We start from the raw sequence: 14329 nt of genomic DNA on the forward strand, positions 1-14329 counted from the left end.
GTGGCGGCGGCCGGTGACGGGCCCTGGCTCGACGACGCGGCGGGCCGGCTGGTGCGCCCGTTCACCGTCAGCAACGGCCGCACCCGCCCCACCGTCGCGCTCGACCTGATGTCGCAGGTCATGGTCACCGGGGTCACCCCCCTCGACCATCCGGGCCCGGAACACGTCCTCGCCCTCGACCTGTGCCGGGTACCGATCTCGGTCGCCGAGGTGGCAGCCCACCTGAAACTGCCGGCGGCGGTCACCAAGGTGCTGCTGTCCGACCTCGTCGACTGCGGGGCGCTCACCACCAAGCCCCCCGAGTTCCACCACAACCCCACGGACCGGGCCCTTCTGGAGGCAGTGCTCGATGGACTACGACGACAGCTCTGACCACGACGGCGCCGCGGACCCCTTCCCCACCGCACTGAAGATCCTGGTGGCGGGCGGATTCGGCGTCGGCAAGACGACGTTCGTCGGCGCGGTCAGCGAGATCGCCCCGCTCTCCACGGAGGAGCTCCTCACCACGGTCAGCGCCGCGACCGACAGCCTCGACGGCATCGAGAACAAGGTCGAGACGACCGTGGCGATGGACTTCGGCCGCATCACCCTCGACCCGCAGCACGTGCTGTACCTGTTCGGCACCCCCGGCCAGGAACGGTTCTGGTTCATGTGGGACGAACTGTCCGAGGGAGCACTCGGCGCGGTCATCCTCGCCGACACCCGCCGCCTGGAGGAGTGCTTCGCCGCCGTCGACTTCTTCGAGGAGCGCGGCCTCGGCTTCATCGTCGCCGTCAACGAGTTCGACGGCGCCTACCGCTACCACCCCGAGGAGGTGCGCGCCGCCCTCGACCTGGACCCGGAGGTCCCCGTGGTGTGCTGCGACGCCCGGATCTCCAGCTCCGGCGTCCAGACCCTGCTGACCCTGGTGCGGCACCTCATCGCGCACGCGCCCGTCGTGCCCGCGCCCAGCCAGGGCGCGCGCAGATGAGGCGGGTGACGGCGCCCGGGTCCCCCGACGACCGGGACGGAGCCCGGCCATGAGCCACGACCCGCCCCGCCCGGCCGGGCGCCCGCTGCTGACCCCGCAGGACAGCGAGGCCCCCGCCCGCACCCGCCGCCTGCACGGTCTCGGCCTCGGGGAGCGGCCCGAGCCCGCGCTGGACTCCTTCGCGGCCCGGCTGGCGGGCCTGGCCGGGACGACGTACGCCATGGTCAACTTCGTCGGGGAGCGCGGACAGTTCTTCGCCGGGCTGCACGCCCCCGAGACCGCGCCCGTCCTGCGCGAGGACGGCAGCCGCGCCGAGATCGGCCGGTTCCTGCCCCGCGACCACGGCTTCTGCCCCCATGTCGTGGCCCGGCGGCGGGCGCTCGCCCTGGAGGACGTGCGCGACTACCCCCGGTTCGCGGGCAACGCCGTGGTCGACGACCTGGGCATCCGCTCCTACCTGGGCGCACCGCTGCGGGACAGCACCGACATGGTCCTCGGCACGGTGTGCGTCGCCGACGTCGTGCCGCGCGGCTGGGGGCGTGCCGGCCTGGACACCATCAAGTCGGCCGCCGCCGGCCTCGTCGTACGGCTCGAACGGGCGGCGCGGGACGGACTGCCGCTCTGACCCGCGGCCCCGCCACCCCGGCCCCGCCACCCCGGCCCCGCCACCCCGGCCTCGTCGGCCCGGCTTCGCCACCCCGGCCCCGCCGCCGTGGCCGCCGGGCCCGCCGGCCGGGCCGTTGCCGGGGAAGGCCGCCGCCGGGGGCGCCGGGGCGGCCCGCCCGGCCCGCCCGGGGTGCCCGGGGTGCTCGGGGTGCTCGGGGTGCTCGGGGTGCGGGAAGGGCGGGCCCGGCCCAGAGGGCCCGCGGGGTGCGGCACCAGGGTGTGCGGGGGCGTGAAGGAAAGCTGTGGCGGCGGTTAAGAAAACCTCGATGGACCCCGGCCCCGCCGTACGGCAGATTGCTGTGTGCATCCCCATCTGTCCCCGCCCGCGGGCCCCTTCGGCGTGCCCGCGGCCGGGACCACACCCACAGGAGCCGTCGCGTGAAGGCGCTGGTCAAGGAGAAGGCGGAACCCGGGCTCTGGCTCACGGACGTGCCGGAGCCGCAGATCGGACCCGGCGAGGTGCTGATCAAGGTGCTGCGCACCGGCATCTGCGGCACCGACCTGCACATCCGGTCCTGGGACGGCTGGGCCCAGCAGGCGATCCGCACCCCCCTCGTGCTCGGCCACGAGTTCGTCGGCGAGGTCGTCGAGACCGGCGGCGGCGTCAGCGACATCGCGGTCGGCGACCGGGTCAGCGGTGAGGGCCACCTGGTGTGCGGCAAGTGCCGCAACTGCCTGGCCGGCCGCCGCCACCTGTGCCGGGCCACCGTCGGCCTGGGCGTGGGCCGCGACGGGGCCTTCGCCGAGTACGTGGCCCTGCCCGCGTCCAACGTGTGGGTGCACCGCGTGCCCGTCGACCTCGACATCGCCGCGATCTTCGACCCGTTCGGCAACGCCGTGCACACCGCGCTGTCCTTCCCGCTCGTCGGCGAGGACGTCCTGATCACCGGCGCCGGCCCGATCGGCCTGATGGCGGCGGCCGTGGCCCGGCACGCCGGCGCCCGCAACGTCGTGGTCACCGACGTCAGCGAGGAGCGCCTGGACCTCGCCCGCAAGGTCGGAGCCGGCCTCGCCCTCGACGTCTCCCGCGCCTCCATCGCCGACGGCCAGCGCGAACTGGGCCTGCGCGAGGGCTTCGACGTCGGTCTGGAGATGTCCGGCAACCCGGTCGCCCTGCGCGACATGATCGCCAACATGACGCACGGCGGCAGGATCGCCATGCTGGGCCTGCCCGCGCAGGAGTTCCCCGTCGACTGGGCCCGGATCGTCACCTCGATGATCACCATCAAGGGCATCTACGGCCGTGAGATGTTCGAGACCTGGTACGCGATGTCCGTGCTGCTCGAGGGCGGCCTCGACCTCGCCCCCGTGATCACCGGCCGGTACGGCTACCGCGACTTCGAGGCCGCCTTCGACGACGCCGCCGGCGGCCGGGGCGGCAAGGTCATCCTCGACTGGACCGCGTGACCCACCCGTCCTCCCGACCCCTTCCAGGAGCTTCCCCGATGTTCGACTCCGTGCGCGACGACCTGCGCAGCACCCTCGACGAGATCCGCGCCGCGGGCCTGCACAAGCCCGAGCGCGTGATCGGCAGCCCGCAGTCCGCGACCGTCAGCGTCACCGCCGGCGGCCGCCCCGGCGAGGTGCTCAACTTCTGCGCGAACAACTACCTCGGCCTCGCCGACCACCCCGAGGTCGTCGCCGCCGCCCACGAGGCGCTGGACCGCTGGGGCTACGGCATGGCCTCCGTGCGCTTCATCTGCGGCACGCAGGAGGTGCACAAGGAACTGGAGGCCCGGCTGTCGGCGTTCCTCGGCCAGGAGGACACCATCCTGTACTCCTCCTGCTTCGACGCCAACGGCGGCGTCTTCGAGACCCTCCTCGGCCCCGAGGACGCGGTGATCTCCGACGCCCTCAACCACGCCTCCATCATCGACGGCATCCGCCTGTCCAAGGCCCGCCGCCTGCGCTACGCCAACCGCGACATGGCCGAGCTGGAGGCCCGGCTGAAGGAGGCGTCCGAGGGCGGCGCCCGCCGCAAGCTCGTCGTCACCGACGGCGTCTTCTCCATGGACGGCTACGTCGCGCCACTGCGGGAGATCTGCGACCTCGCCGACCGCTACGACGCCATGGTCATGGTCGACGACTCGCACGCCGTCGGCTTCGTCGGCCCCGGCGGCCGCGGCACGCCCGAACTGCACGGCGTGATGGACCGCGTCGACATCATCACCGGCACCCTCGGCAAGGCCCTCGGCGGCGCCTCCGGCGGCTATGTCGCCGCCCGCGCCGAGATCGTCGCCCTGCTGCGCCAGCGCTCGCGCCCCTACCTGTTCTCCAACACCCTCGCCCCGGTGATCGCCGCGGCCTCCCTGAAGGTCCTGGACCTGCTGGAGTCCGCCGACGACCTGCGGGTCCGGCTCGCCGAGAACACCGCCCTGTTCCGCCGCCGGATGACCGAGGAGGGCTTCGACGTCCTCCCCGGCGACCACGCCATCGCCCCCGTCATGATCGGCGACGCGGCCGAGGCCGGCCGGATGGCCGAGCTGCTGCTGGAGCGCGGTGTGTACGTGATCGGCTTCTCCTACCCGGTCGTACCGCAGGGCCAGGCCCGCATCCGGGTCCAGCTGTCGGCCGCGCACTCCACCGCGGACGTCGACCGGGCCGTGGCGGCCTTCGTCGCCGCGCGTGCGGAGCTGACCGTCTGACCTGAGAGAATCGACTCCGTGATCGAGGCACGGCGGCTCCACATCCTCCGTGCGGTGGCCGACCACCGCACGGTGACCGCGGCTGCCGCCGCGCTCTACCTCACCCCGTCGGCGGTCTCCCAGCAGCTCACCGCCCTGGAGCAGGAGACCGGCCACCGGCTCGTCGAGCGCGGCGCCAAGGGCGTGCGGCTCACCCCGGCCGGGGAGATCCTCCTCAGCCACACCAACGCCGTCCTCGCCCAGCTGGAGCGGGCCGAGGCGGAGCTGGCCGCCTACGGCTCCGGAGCCGCCGGCACGGTCACCGTCGCCGCCTTCGCGACCGGCATCGCCCAGGTCGTCGCCCCGGCCGTGGCGCGGCTCGCCGAGGCGGCGCCGGGCATCCGGATCCGGGTGCAGGACGCCGAGGGCGACGCCAGCCTGCCGATGGTGCTCGACCGGCAGGTCGACGTGGCGGTCGCCGTGGAGTACCGCGGCGCACCGTCCGCCGACGACCCCCGCCTCACCCACGTACCGCTGTACGCCGAGCCCTTCGACGCCGTCGTCCCGGTCGGCCACCGGCTGGCCGGAGCGGGGGAGGTGCCGCTGGCGGAGCTGGCCAGGGACCCGTGGATCGGGCCGTACCCCGGCAACCCCTGCCACGACGTGGTCGTGCTGGCCTGCGAGGGCGCCGGGTTCCAGCCGCGGATGGAGCACTCCTCCGACGACTTCCGCGCCGTCGTCGCCCTCGCCTCCGCCGACGCGGGCGTGGCCCTGGTGCCCCGCTCGGCGCTGCGCGGAGTGGACCTGTCGGGCGTGACCGTCCGCCCCGTCGACGGCGTGGCCCCCACCCGGAGGGTGTTCGCCGCCGTACGCCGCGGCGCGGAGGAGCACCCCCTGATCCGCCCGGTCCTGGACGCCCTCCGGGCCGCGGCCGCACCCACGGCGTAACGGACGCCGTCGGGCGCCGCCGCCCGAGCCGCGTTCGGAGGATCACGGCCGTGTACCGGGCGGGCACGGGCGGCCGGCCGGGGGTGCGGTGGCCCCGATCCTCCTTTCACGTTCGCCGGAGCGCCCCCATCTCGACACCGAGACCGGCAGTGCCGCCGAGCACCTGTACCGGTCGGCCGGCTGGACCCGGGCCGGTGAGATCCCGGACTACGCCACCAGCCCGGACGGTGCCCTGTGCGGTACGACGCTCTACTACAAGCGCCCCGGCCCCCGGCCCCCCGGCGCCCCGGACGGAGGCTGACTGTCGGTGCCGGGCGCTACGGTGCGGAGCATGCTGCTGCAAGCCGAAGACGTGCGCCGGGTCGCCCTGTCCCTGCCGGACACCGCGGAGAAGACCGCCTGGAGCATGCCCACGTTCCGGGTCGCCGGGAAGATGTTCGCGACCCTGCCGGAGGACGAGACGTCCATGGCCGTGCGCTGCCCCAAGGAGGAACGCGAGGAGCTGGTGCGGGCCGAGCCGGAGAAGTTCTGGACCGCCGCACACGAGGCCCCGTTCGCCTGGGTCCGCGTCCGGCTGTCCGCCCTGGAGGACGAGGACGAGCTGCGGGACATCCTGGCCGACTCCTGGCGCCAGGCCGCCCCGACCCGGCTGCTCGACGCCCACCCCCGGCTGGGCCTGCCCGGCGGCTGAGGCCTGCCCCGGTCCGGGCCCGGCCCCCGGCCGGTGCCGCCCCCGCCGCCTCGGTCCGGCCGCCGCCGCACGGGCCCTCCCGGCGGTGGCCGTCCGACAAGGGGTGCGCGACCACCGACCCGAGTGGGGTATGGTTGCTCTGCGCGTTCGGCCAGGGGAATGCCCAGGTCAGACGGCAACGGGACGTGGCGCAGCTTGGTAGCGCACTTGACTGGGGGTCAAGGGGTCGCAGGTTCAAATCCTGTCGTCCCGACACTGTTCTACGCAGGTCGGAGGCCGTTTCTCAGCAATGGGAAGCGGCCTTTCCCGTGGCTTGGCGCCCTGCTCCTTGTCGGCTCCTTGTCCGTCTCGGTCCCTCTCGGTCCCTCTCGGTCCCTCTCGGTCCCGCTCGGTGCCTCTCGGTCCCGCTCGGTGCCTCTCGGTCCTTCGTCGCCCGCGTACCCGCCGCGCACCCGTGGCCGCACCCGGGCCCCCGTTCCGCCGCGCCGCCGGGACGGCCCGCTCCGGGCCGGGGGCTCCGGAGCGGACCGCGGTCAGAACGCCAGGCCGACGTGGGCGAGGGCCTGCTTCAGCAGCACACCGTGGCCGCCGGGCATCTCGCTCTGCACGGCCTCGGACGCCGCCTCCTGCGGGCTGAACCACACCAGGTCCAGGGCGTCCTGCCGGGGCCGGCAGTCACCGGTGACCGGGACGACGTAGGCCAGGGACACCGCGTGCTGGCGCGGGTCGTGGTACGCCGTGACGCCCTGGGTGGGGAAGTACTCGGCGACCGTGAAGGGCTGCGGCGAGGACGGCACCCGGGGCAGCGCCACCGGGCCGAGGTCCTTCTCCAGGTGCCGCAGCAGGGCGTCGCGCACCCGCTCGTGATGCATCACCCGGCCCGAGACCAGGGTGCGGCTCACCGTGCCGTCCGGCCCGATGCGCAGGAGCAGCCCGATGCTGGTGACCTCGCCGCTGTCGTCCACGCGCACCGGCACCGCCTCGACGTACAGGATCGGCATGCGGGCACGCGCCAGTTCGAGCTCGTCGGGAGTCAGCCAGCCGGGCGTGGTCTCGGTCAAGTCAGACATTGCTTGATCATACTTTCAGGAGTCGTCGGAAAGGCGGTAGACCCGGCGGGCGTCGTCCGCTCCCGCCCGGCGCGCGCAGCGCACGGCGGCGTCGGCGGCGCTGCGCCCGTCGCCGTCCACCCGGTCCTGGAGCCCTCGCCCGGCCCGCGGCGGCAGGCGAGCGCCCCCAGCCGGTGGAACTCGGCCGGCCCGAAGCCGTCGGAGCTGTACGGCGGTTCGTGGTACGGGCTGATCTCCGTCGCCTCCTCCAGCACCGCCCGCGCCCGCACGGGACCGACACGGTGCGGGGCCGGTCCCACGTCCAGATGCACCTGCTCGAACACGGCTGAAAGATATGCGGCCTGACGCCGATAGGGCCAGCGGTGCAGGAGAAGCACCGGGATCGTGCCCGCCGTCAGCCGCGGCCGGCCGGTCGGCGGGGCGGGTGCGGGGCGGTGCGGACGCAGGCCGTCGTCGCCGGGCCCGCGGCCCGGGCCGACTGCTCCGGTGCGCCCGGCCGGTCCCGGGCGAACCCGGTGCCCACGCGGGACACCGAGGCGCCGGCCCCGGCCGGGAACCTCCGGCCGGCCCCGTCCGGACCCGGCTCCGCACGGCCGGGGCCGGCGTGGCGTCCGGCCGGGGCGGACGGGTGCGGCACCGGCAGGCACCGGCAGGGACCGGCCCGGCCGGACGGTGCCCGGTCCGGGGTCAGGGCTTCACGGCGACCGCCCCGAACTGCGGCACCACGACCGGCGCGTGCAGCTCCGCGCGCCACTGGGAGCACGGCACCAGGCCGGGTTCCAGCAGGTCGAGCCCGGTGAGGAAGCCGGCGATCTCCTCCCGGGAGCGTGCGGTGATCGGCGGGGTGGCGTGGGCGTTCCAGAACTCCATCGCAGCGATGTTGCCCTCGCCGCCGAGGTCCGCGTCGAAGGTGGGATGGGTCAGCACCAGGAAGCTTCCCGAGGGCAGCGCGGCCATGAGCCGGCCCACGACGTCCCGGGCCTCGCCGGTGTCCAGCACGAAGTTGAGGATGCCCAGCATCATCACGGCGACCGGCTGCCCGAGGTCCAGGGTCGCGCCCGCCCGCGCCACGATCGTGGCGGGGTCGTGCACGTCGGCGTCGAGGTAGTCGGTGACCCCCTCCGGGGTACTGGTCAGCAGCGTACGGGCGTGCATCAGCACGATGGGGTCGTTGTCGACGTACACGACCCGGGCCGCCGGGGCGATCCGCTGGGCGATCTCGTGGGTGTTGTCGACGGTGGGCAGGCCCGTGCCGATGTCCAGGAACTGCCGCACCCCGCGCTCCCCGGCCAGATGCCGCACCGCCCGGCCCAGGAAGTCCCGGTCCGCGCGGGCCACGTCCCGGATCACCGGGAACAGCCCGGCGACCTGTGCGCCGACCCGCTGGTCGACCTCGTAGTTGTCCTTGCCGCCGATCCAGTAGTTCCACACCCGCGCGTTGTGCGCCACGGCGGTGTTCAACCGGGCCGCGCCCTCCGGGCCGTCACTCACGTATCTCGCCTTCCTCCTCGCGCGGGGCCGTCGCCGCCATTGTGCCGCGCCCGTGACCGGTCGTCCCACGGACCGGACGCCCGGCGGCGCGCGGCACGACCCCGGCGGACCGGTACAGTGGACGGCCGTTCACGGAGACGACGAGGTGCCGTGGAGGCCCGTACCCCGCCGACCCCGGAAGCAGACATGCCCTACTCCCCGTCGCCCGCGCCCCCGCCCGCCGCCGGCCCGGCGCCCGCCGACATCCGGCTCATCGTGACCGACCTGGACGGCACCCTCCTGGACGACGACAAGAACGTGCCGCCGCAGCTGTGGACGGTGCTGGAGCGGCTGCGCGAGCGGGGCGTGCTGTTCAGTCCGGCCAGCGGCCGCCAGTACGCCACCCTCGCCCGCGCGTTCGCCCCCGCCGCCGACGGCATGGTGTTCATCGCCGAGAACGGCACCTACGTGGTCCGTGACGGCGCGGAGCTCAGCTCCGACCCGCTCGGGCCGGGCGTCGTCGCGGACATCCTGGACACCGTGCGGCGGCTGGCGGAGGGCGGCGTGGACGTCGGCGCGGTGGTCTGCGGCAAGCGGTCCGCGTACGTCGAGCGCGCGGACGGCCCGTTCCTGGCGGAGGTGGGCCGGTACTACGTGGAGCACCGGGTCGTCGACGACGCGCGTGCCGTGGACGACGACATCCTCAAGGTGGCCCTGTTCGACTTCGGGCCCGTCGAGCGCGGCACCGCGCCCGCCCTCGCCCCGCTCACCGCCACCCACCAGGTCGTGGTCTCCGGGGAGCACTGGGTCGACATCATGAACCGCACGGCGGGCAAGGGGCCGGCGATCCGCCGCCTCCAGCGGGAGCTGGGCATCACCCCCGCGCAGACCATGGTGTTCGGGGACTACCTCAACGACCTGGACATGCTCGACGCCGCGGAGTGGTCCTTCGCCATGGCCAACGCCCATCCGGAGGTGCTGCGCCGGGCCAGGCACCGGGCTCCGGCCAACTCGGAGAACGGCGTACTGCGGACGATCACGCGGATGCTGGGGCTGCCCGGCGGGCGGGCGGCCGGAGAGCCGGGGAGCTGAGGGAGCCCCGCCCGCCGGGGAGCGGACCACCGGTGGGCCGCGCCGGCGGTGCGAGGGGAAGCCGGGCCCGCGCTGGGCCGGGCGAGCGGGAACGGATCGCGGACACCGGCGACGGGAGCGCCGTTCCATGTCATGGTGAGCGGGTGGACCGGGCCCGGCGGCGGCCGGTCCGCCGCGCCCGGCGCCCCGCCCAACGGGCACCCCGCCCAACGGGCACCCCGCCCAACGGGCCTCGTGTCCGCGGTCCGAAGTCCGCGGTCCGAAGTCCGACGGCCGGTGTGCGGTGGCGCGGCGCCGCGGTGGCGCGCGCCGGGCCGTGCGACGAGAGGGAGCCAGATGACCGACCCCGCCGTGGCCGCCCGGCTGACCGGGGAGCTGACCGCCCCGCTCGAGCGCGGGGAACTGGAGGGCTTCTACCAGGACCTGCACCGGCATCCGGAGACCGCGTTCGCCGAGCACCGCACCGCCGCCCGGATCGCCCTGCGGCTGCGGGCGGCCGGGTTCACGGTCACCGAGGGCGTGGCCGGCACGGGTGTGGTGGGGGTGCTCGGCAACGGCGCCGGTCCGGTGGTGTGGCTGCGCGGGGACATGGACGCGCTGCCCGTGCGGGAGGAGACCGGGCTGCCGTACGCCTCCGTCGTGGACGGCGTGATGCACGCCTGCGGCCACGACCTGCACGTCACCTGGCTGGTGGCGGCCGCGGAGGCGCTCGCCGCGGGCCGGGCCCGCTGGTCCGGGACGCTCGTGGTGATCGGGCAGCCCGCCGAGGAGGCGGGCGGCGGCGCGGCCGCGATGGTCGCGGACGGGCTGCACGAGCGCTTCCCGCAACCCGACGCGCTGTTCGGCCAGCACGTGGCGCCGGGCCCCGCCGGGTGCGCCCCGCACACCCCCGGCCTGACCATGTCGGCGACCGACGACATCGACGTCGTGGTGCACGGTGTCGGCGGCCACGGCTCGCGCCCGGAGTCGACCGTGGACCCGGTGGTGACGGCCGCGCACATCGTCACCCGGCTGCAGACCGTGGTCTCGCGGGAGATCGCCGCGAAGGACTCGGCCGTGCTGACCGTGGGGGAGTTCCACGCCGGGACCCAGTCCAACGTCATCCCCGCCCGGGCGCGCCTCGCGCTGAACCTGCGCAGCCAGGACCTCCGGGTGCGGGAGCGGGTCCTGGCCGCCGTACGGCGGATCGTCGCGGGCGAGTGCGCGGCCGCCGCCTGCCCGGTGCCGCCGGAGGTGACCCTGCGCCCCGGCAGTTGCCCCGCCACCGTCAACGACCCCGCCCTGGATGCCGAGATCGCCGCCGTGCACCGTGAACTCCTCGGCGCGGACGCGGTGTTCGACTTCGGCCCGGTGATGGGCAGCGAGGACTTCTCCCTGCTCGCGCCGGACGGTGTGCCCTACGACTACTGGTACGTGACCTCGACGCCGCCCGCGGTGTGGGAAGCGGCCCCGGGGCCCGGGCCGTCCGACCGGCTCGCCCAGGTCCCCGGCAACCACAGCCCGCTGTTCGCTCCCGACCCCTCGGTGCTCGTGCCGGGCGTGCGCACGCTGGTGTCGGCCGCGCTGAGCCGCTTCCTCGGGTGAGGAGCGCGGCAGCGGGCCGGCCCGGGCGCGCGAGGCGGCCCGGGGAGCCGGCCGGTGCGGGTGCCGAGCCCGCCGGACCGCCCGGACCGCCCGGACCGCGGGCCGGACCGGGCGGGCCCGCTCAGCGTTTGACGCCGACCGCGCCGTACAGCGACACGGGCGCGGCGCCCGGGTCCGCCTCGCCCTCGGCGAGGTCGCGCCGCCAGTCGGCCACCGACACGATCCCCGGGTCCACCAGGTCCAGCCCGTCGAAGAAGGCGCCCATCTCGGTGCGGCTGCGGGCCACCAGCGTGACGCCCTGCGCCGTGTACAGCTCGATGCCGCGGCGTACGTTCTCCGGTTCGAAGTCGGCCGTCATCGCCGACAGCACCAGGCAGCTGCCCGGTACGAGGGCGTCGACCAGGGTGCCCACCAGCTCGCGGGCGCCGTCCTCGTCGGCGATGAAGTGCAGCAGCGCGATCAGCGAGACGGCGACCGGCCGCCCGAAGTCCAGGACGCGCCCCGCCTGTTCGAGAATGGTCCGCGGTTCGCGTGCGTCGGCCTGGACGTACTCGGTGGCCCCCTCGGGGGTGCCGCGCAGCAGGGCCGCGGCGTGGGCGAGCACGATCGGGTCGTTGTCGACGTAGACCACGCGGGTCTCCGGCGCCACGCCCTGCGCGATCTGGTGCAGGTTGGGCTCGGTCGGTATACCGGTGCCGATGTCCAGGAACTGACGTATCCCCACCTCCCGGGCGAGCAGCCGGGTGGCCCGCTGCATGAACCAGCGGTTGGCGCGCGCGGCCCGGGGCGCGCCGTCGTCGATCGCGCTGATCCGGCGGCCGAGTTCCTCGTCGACCGGATAGTTGTCCTTGCCGCCGAGATACCAGTCGTAGACCCGGGCCGGGTGGGGTCTGGTGGTGTCGATGTGGGGCATGGCCGGCTGGGTCCCGGTCACTCTGAGCTCCTCGGATGCGGGCGGGCGTGGTGCGAGCAGTGTGACATGATCGCGCCGATCCCCTGAGTCGGTGTCCGGCCGGTTCCTCGGGATGCAAGTCCCCTCACGGGGAGTCGAGTTGGTCCCCGTCCGCCGGAAGTGGCAGCACCTCGTCGAGGAAGCCGGTCAGATCGGCGTACACCTCGCGGCGGTTCGTCTCGTGGAACACGGCGTGCCGGGCGCCCGGGTAGATCCGCTCCGTCAGGGTCCCGCCGAGCGCCCGGACCCCGCTACGGCTGCCGGGCAGCGGCACCAGGCGGTCCTCGGTGCCGTGCAGCCACAGCAGCGGCAGCCGCGGGCCCACCGCGCCCTCCCGCGCCACGGTCCGCAGGGTGCGCTCGAACGCCTGGAGCGTGGGCCGCTTCATCGGGCCGTGCCAGACCAGCGGGTCCGCCGCGTACGCGGCCTGCACGGCCGGGTCGCGGGAGAGCGCGGCGGGGCTGACCGGGACGTCGGGGATCTCGTCGTACGCGAGCAGCCGTGCCGGGGTCTCCCAGGCGCCGATCACCGGCCCCGAGAGCACCAGGGCCGCGAGCCCCGCACCGTGCCGCTGTGCGTAGCGTGCCGCGATCAGGCCGCCCATCGAGTGGCCGATCAGCACCACCGGCAGACCCGGGTGCGCGGCCCGCGCGGCACCGGCCGCCGTGTGCAGGTCCGTGACGACGTCCTCGAAGTCCTCGATCAGCACCCGCTCGCCCGCCGACCTGCCGTGCCCGGTGTGGTCCGGCGCGTGGACGGCGGCGCCGTGCCCGCCCAGCACGCCCGCCAGTGACGCGTAGGAGCCGGAGTGCTCGCCGTAGCCGTGGGCCACCAGGGCCACGTACCGGGGCCGGGGGTGCTGCCAGACGCGGACGGCGACACAGCCGCGGGTCCCGGTCAGCGTGTGCTCGGGCATGTGTCCTCCGGCGGCGGCGGTGGAAGGCTTCCGAGGGATCTTCCCAGGGGCGTGCGGGTCGGTCTATAGTCCAAAACTAGCAGTGCTAATTAAGGTCTGGTCAAGTGCCCGCCGGTTCCCGGCATCGTCGGTCAGGAGTCACCCTCGTGCGTTCCGTCCACTTCGCGGCCGCCCGCCGCACGCCCATCGGGAAGCTGCGCGGCGCCCTGTCCCCGGTGCGGCCCGACGACCTCGCGGCCGCCGTGATCCGCGCGCTGGTGGCCGATGTGCCCGCGCTCGACCCGGCCCGCGTCGACGACGTGTACTGGGGTGCCGCCAACCAGGCCGGCGAGGACAACCGCAACGTCGCCCGGATGGCCGCCCTGCTCGCCGGCCTGCCCGAGTCCGTGCCCGGCGCCACCGTCAACCGGCTGTGCGCCTCCGGCCTGGAGGCGGTCACCACCGCCGCCCGCACCGTCGCGGCCGGGGAGGCCGACATCGTCGTGGCGGGCGGCTCGGAGTCGATGAGCCGCGCCCCCTTCGTGCTGCCCCGTCCCGACGAGGCCCTCCCGCACCGCATGGAGACCTTCGACACCCGGCTCGGCTGGCGGCTGGTCAACCCGGCGATGCGGGACCTGCACGGCCTGCTCTCGATGGGCGAGACCGCCGAGGAGGTCGCCGCCCGCTACGGCGTGTCCCGCGAGCGGCAGGACGCGTTCGCGCTGCGCAGCCACCAACGGGCCGCGCTGGCCCGCAAGAACGGCCACTTCGACGACGAACTCCTCGCCGTGGAACGCCCCGACGGGGTGCTCGTGGACGCCGACGAATCCGTCCGCGAGGACACCTCCCCGGAGAAACTCGCCCGCCTCAAGCCGGTGTTCCGGCCGGACGGCACGGTCACCGCGGGCAACGCCTCGCCGATGAACGACGGCGCCGCCGGACTCCTGCTGGTCAGCGAGGAGGCCCTCAACGACCTGGGCCTGGAGTCCCTCGGCTGCTACGTCGCGGGCGCCTCGGCCGGTGTCCACCCCGACGTGATGGGCATCGGCCCGGTCCCGGCCACCCGCAAGGCACTCGCCCGCGCGGGGTGGGACCTCGGCGACGTCCAGGAGGCCGAGTTCAACGAGGCCTTCGCCGCCCAGGCCCTCGCCTGCGTCGACCAGCTCGGCATCGACCCCGGCCTGGTCAACCCCAGCGGCGGCGCCATCGCGCTCGGCCACCCCCTCGGCTGCTCCGGCGCCCGCATCCTCACCACCCTGCTCCACCGCATGCGCCGTACCGGGGCGTCCCGCGGCCTGGCCACGATGTGCGTCGGGGTGGGGCAGGGCACCGCGGTCCTCGTCGAACGGAGCTGAGCGGGCCGGCCC

General features: G+C 74.9%; 15 protein-coding genes, 1 tRNA gene and 1 pseudogene. 12 read left to right on the forward strand and 5 right to left on the reverse strand.

Annotation, left to right across the window (positions count from 1 at the left end; all coding sequences use genetic code 11):
• The 9 genes and pseudogenes from AC5K6T_RS12105 to AC5K6T_RS12145 all read left to right on the forward strand — a co-directional run bounded on the left by AC5K6T_RS12105 (position 1) and on the right by AC5K6T_RS12145 (position 6152).
• Positions 1 to 372 (forward strand): DUF742 domain-containing protein, encoded by a 372-nt coding sequence (locus AC5K6T_RS12105; RefSeq protein ID WP_493209318.1) that lies wholly within the window; start codon positions 1 to 3, stop codon positions 370 to 372.
• Positions 350 to 970 carry a GTP-binding protein gene (locus AC5K6T_RS12110; protein WP_493208339.1) on the forward strand — a complete coding sequence of 207 codons (621 nt, stop codon included), beginning with the start codon at positions 350 to 352 and terminating at the stop codon, positions 968 to 970. The genes AC5K6T_RS12105 and AC5K6T_RS12110 overlap by 23 nt, the downstream gene beginning before the upstream one ends.
• Before the next feature lie 49 nt (positions 971 to 1019).
• Positions 1020 to 1595, forward strand: a complete 576-nt coding sequence (locus AC5K6T_RS12115; RefSeq protein WP_493208340.1) for a GAF domain-containing protein — start codon at positions 1020 to 1022, stop codon at positions 1593 to 1595.
• Between the two features lie 419 nt (positions 1596 to 2014).
• Positions 2015 to 3043, forward strand: a complete 1029-nt coding sequence (tdh, locus tag AC5K6T_RS12120; protein WP_493208342.1) for an L-threonine 3-dehydrogenase — start codon at positions 2015 to 2017, stop codon at positions 3041 to 3043.
• A 38-nt stretch (positions 3044 to 3081) separates the two neighbouring features.
• Complete coding sequence (locus tag AC5K6T_RS12125; protein WP_493208343.1) at positions 3082 to 4281, forward strand: glycine C-acetyltransferase; 1200 nt, start codon at positions 3082 to 3084, stop codon at positions 4279 to 4281.
• Positions 4282 to 4299: 18 nt separating this feature from the next.
• The gene (locus AC5K6T_RS12130; protein WP_493208345.1) at positions 4300 to 5208 is read left to right on the forward strand and encodes a LysR family transcriptional regulator; all 909 of its coding nucleotides are present in this window, start codon (positions 4300 to 4302) and stop codon (positions 5206 to 5208) included.
• A gap of 127 nt (positions 5209 to 5335) precedes the next feature.
• Positions 5336 to 5509, forward strand: a pseudogene (locus AC5K6T_RS12135) (GNAT family N-acetyltransferase); the annotation flags it as partial.
• A gap of 33 nt (positions 5510 to 5542) precedes the next feature.
• Entirely contained in the window at positions 5543 to 5899 is a 357-nt protein-coding gene (locus tag AC5K6T_RS12140) for an MmcQ/YjbR family DNA-binding protein (protein ID WP_493209320.1), read from the forward strand.
• A 179-nt stretch (positions 5900 to 6078) separates the two neighbouring features.
• Positions 6079 to 6152 (forward strand) — tRNA-Pro (locus AC5K6T_RS12145).
• Positions 6153 to 6432: 280 nt separating this feature from the next.
• On the opposite strand, the gene AC5K6T_RS12150 is transcribed toward AC5K6T_RS12145, so the two are convergent.
• The 3 genes from AC5K6T_RS12150 to AC5K6T_RS12160 all read right to left on the reverse strand — a co-directional run bounded on the left by AC5K6T_RS12150 (position 6433) and on the right by AC5K6T_RS12160 (position 8460).
• Positions 6433 to 6969 (reverse strand): NUDIX hydrolase family protein, encoded by a 537-nt coding sequence (locus tag AC5K6T_RS12150; protein ID WP_493208347.1) that lies wholly within the window; start codon positions 6967 to 6969, stop codon positions 6433 to 6435.
• Positions 6957 to 7292 carry a hypothetical protein gene (locus AC5K6T_RS12155; protein ID WP_493208348.1) on the reverse strand — a complete coding sequence of 112 codons (336 nt, stop codon included), beginning with the start codon at positions 7290 to 7292 and terminating at the stop codon, positions 6957 to 6959. The genes AC5K6T_RS12150 and AC5K6T_RS12155 overlap by 13 nt, the downstream gene beginning before the upstream one ends.
• A gap of 364 nt (positions 7293 to 7656) precedes the next feature.
• A complete protein-coding gene (locus AC5K6T_RS12160; RefSeq protein ID WP_493208350.1) occupies positions 7657 to 8460 on the reverse strand; it encodes an SAM-dependent methyltransferase in 804 nt (267 codons plus the stop codon).
• A gap of 186 nt (positions 8461 to 8646) precedes the next feature.
• On the opposite strand from AC5K6T_RS12160, the gene AC5K6T_RS12165 reads away from it, so the two are divergent.
• Together AC5K6T_RS12165 and AC5K6T_RS12170 are read left to right on the forward strand one after the other, a co-directional pair.
• Positions 8647 to 9531 carry a Cof-type HAD-IIB family hydrolase gene (locus tag AC5K6T_RS12165; RefSeq protein WP_493208351.1) on the forward strand — a complete coding sequence of 295 codons (885 nt, stop codon included), beginning with the start codon at positions 8647 to 8649 and terminating at the stop codon, positions 9529 to 9531.
• Between the two features lie 336 nt (positions 9532 to 9867).
• A complete protein-coding gene (locus AC5K6T_RS12170) occupies positions 9868 to 11115 on the forward strand; it encodes an amidohydrolase (RefSeq protein WP_493208353.1) in 1248 nt (415 codons plus the stop codon).
• A 121-nt stretch (positions 11116 to 11236) separates the two neighbouring features.
• Here the strand turns inward: AC5K6T_RS12170 and AC5K6T_RS12175 are convergent, their stop codons facing one another.
• Both AC5K6T_RS12175 and AC5K6T_RS12180 read right to left on the reverse strand, forming a co-directional pair.
• Entirely contained in the window at positions 11237 to 12049 is an 813-nt protein-coding gene (locus AC5K6T_RS12175; protein WP_493208355.1) for an SAM-dependent methyltransferase, read from the reverse strand.
• 103 nt (positions 12050 to 12152) lie between these two features.
• Positions 12153 to 12983, reverse strand: a complete 831-nt coding sequence (locus tag AC5K6T_RS12180; protein WP_493208356.1) for an alpha/beta hydrolase — start codon at positions 12981 to 12983, stop codon at positions 12153 to 12155.
• Between the two features lie 146 nt (positions 12984 to 13129).
• Between AC5K6T_RS12180 and AC5K6T_RS12185 the strand changes: the two genes are divergently transcribed.
• Positions 13130 to 14317: a thiolase family protein gene (locus tag AC5K6T_RS12185; protein WP_493208357.1), complete on the forward strand. Its 1188-nt coding sequence runs from the start codon at positions 13130 to 13132 to the stop codon at positions 14315 to 14317.
• The last annotated feature ends 12 nt before the right edge of the window (positions 14318 to 14329 follow it).

It is taken from the genome of Streptomyces sp. B8-7 (assembly GCF_058833805.1).

Bases quoted from the DNA above. Each gene is read 5' to 3' on its own strand.
- AC5K6T_RS12110 (WP_493208339.1), top strand. From the start codon at position 350: ATGGACTACGACGACAGCTCTGACCACGACGGCGCCGCGGACCCCTTC.
- AC5K6T_RS12115 (WP_493208340.1), top strand. From the start codon at position 1,020: ATGAGCCACGACCCGCCCCGCCCGGCCGGGCGCCCGCTGCTGACCCCG.
- AC5K6T_RS12125 (WP_493208343.1), top strand. From the start codon at position 3,082: ATGTTCGACTCCGTGCGCGACGACCTGCGCAGCACCCTCGACGAGATC.
- AC5K6T_RS12150 (WP_493208347.1), bottom strand. From the start codon at position 6,969: ATGTCTGACTTGACCGAGACCACGCCCGGCTGGCTGACTCCCGACGAG.
- AC5K6T_RS12165 (WP_493208351.1), top strand. From the start codon at position 8,647: ATGCCCTACTCCCCGTCGCCCGCGCCCCCGCCCGCCGCCGGCCCGGCG.
- AC5K6T_RS12170 (WP_493208353.1), top strand. From the start codon at position 9,868: ATGACCGACCCCGCCGTGGCCGCCCGGCTGACCGGGGAGCTGACCGCC.
- AC5K6T_RS12180 (WP_493208356.1), bottom strand. From the start codon at position 12,983: ATGCCCGAGCACACGCTGACCGGGACCCGCGGCTGTGTCGCCGTCCGC.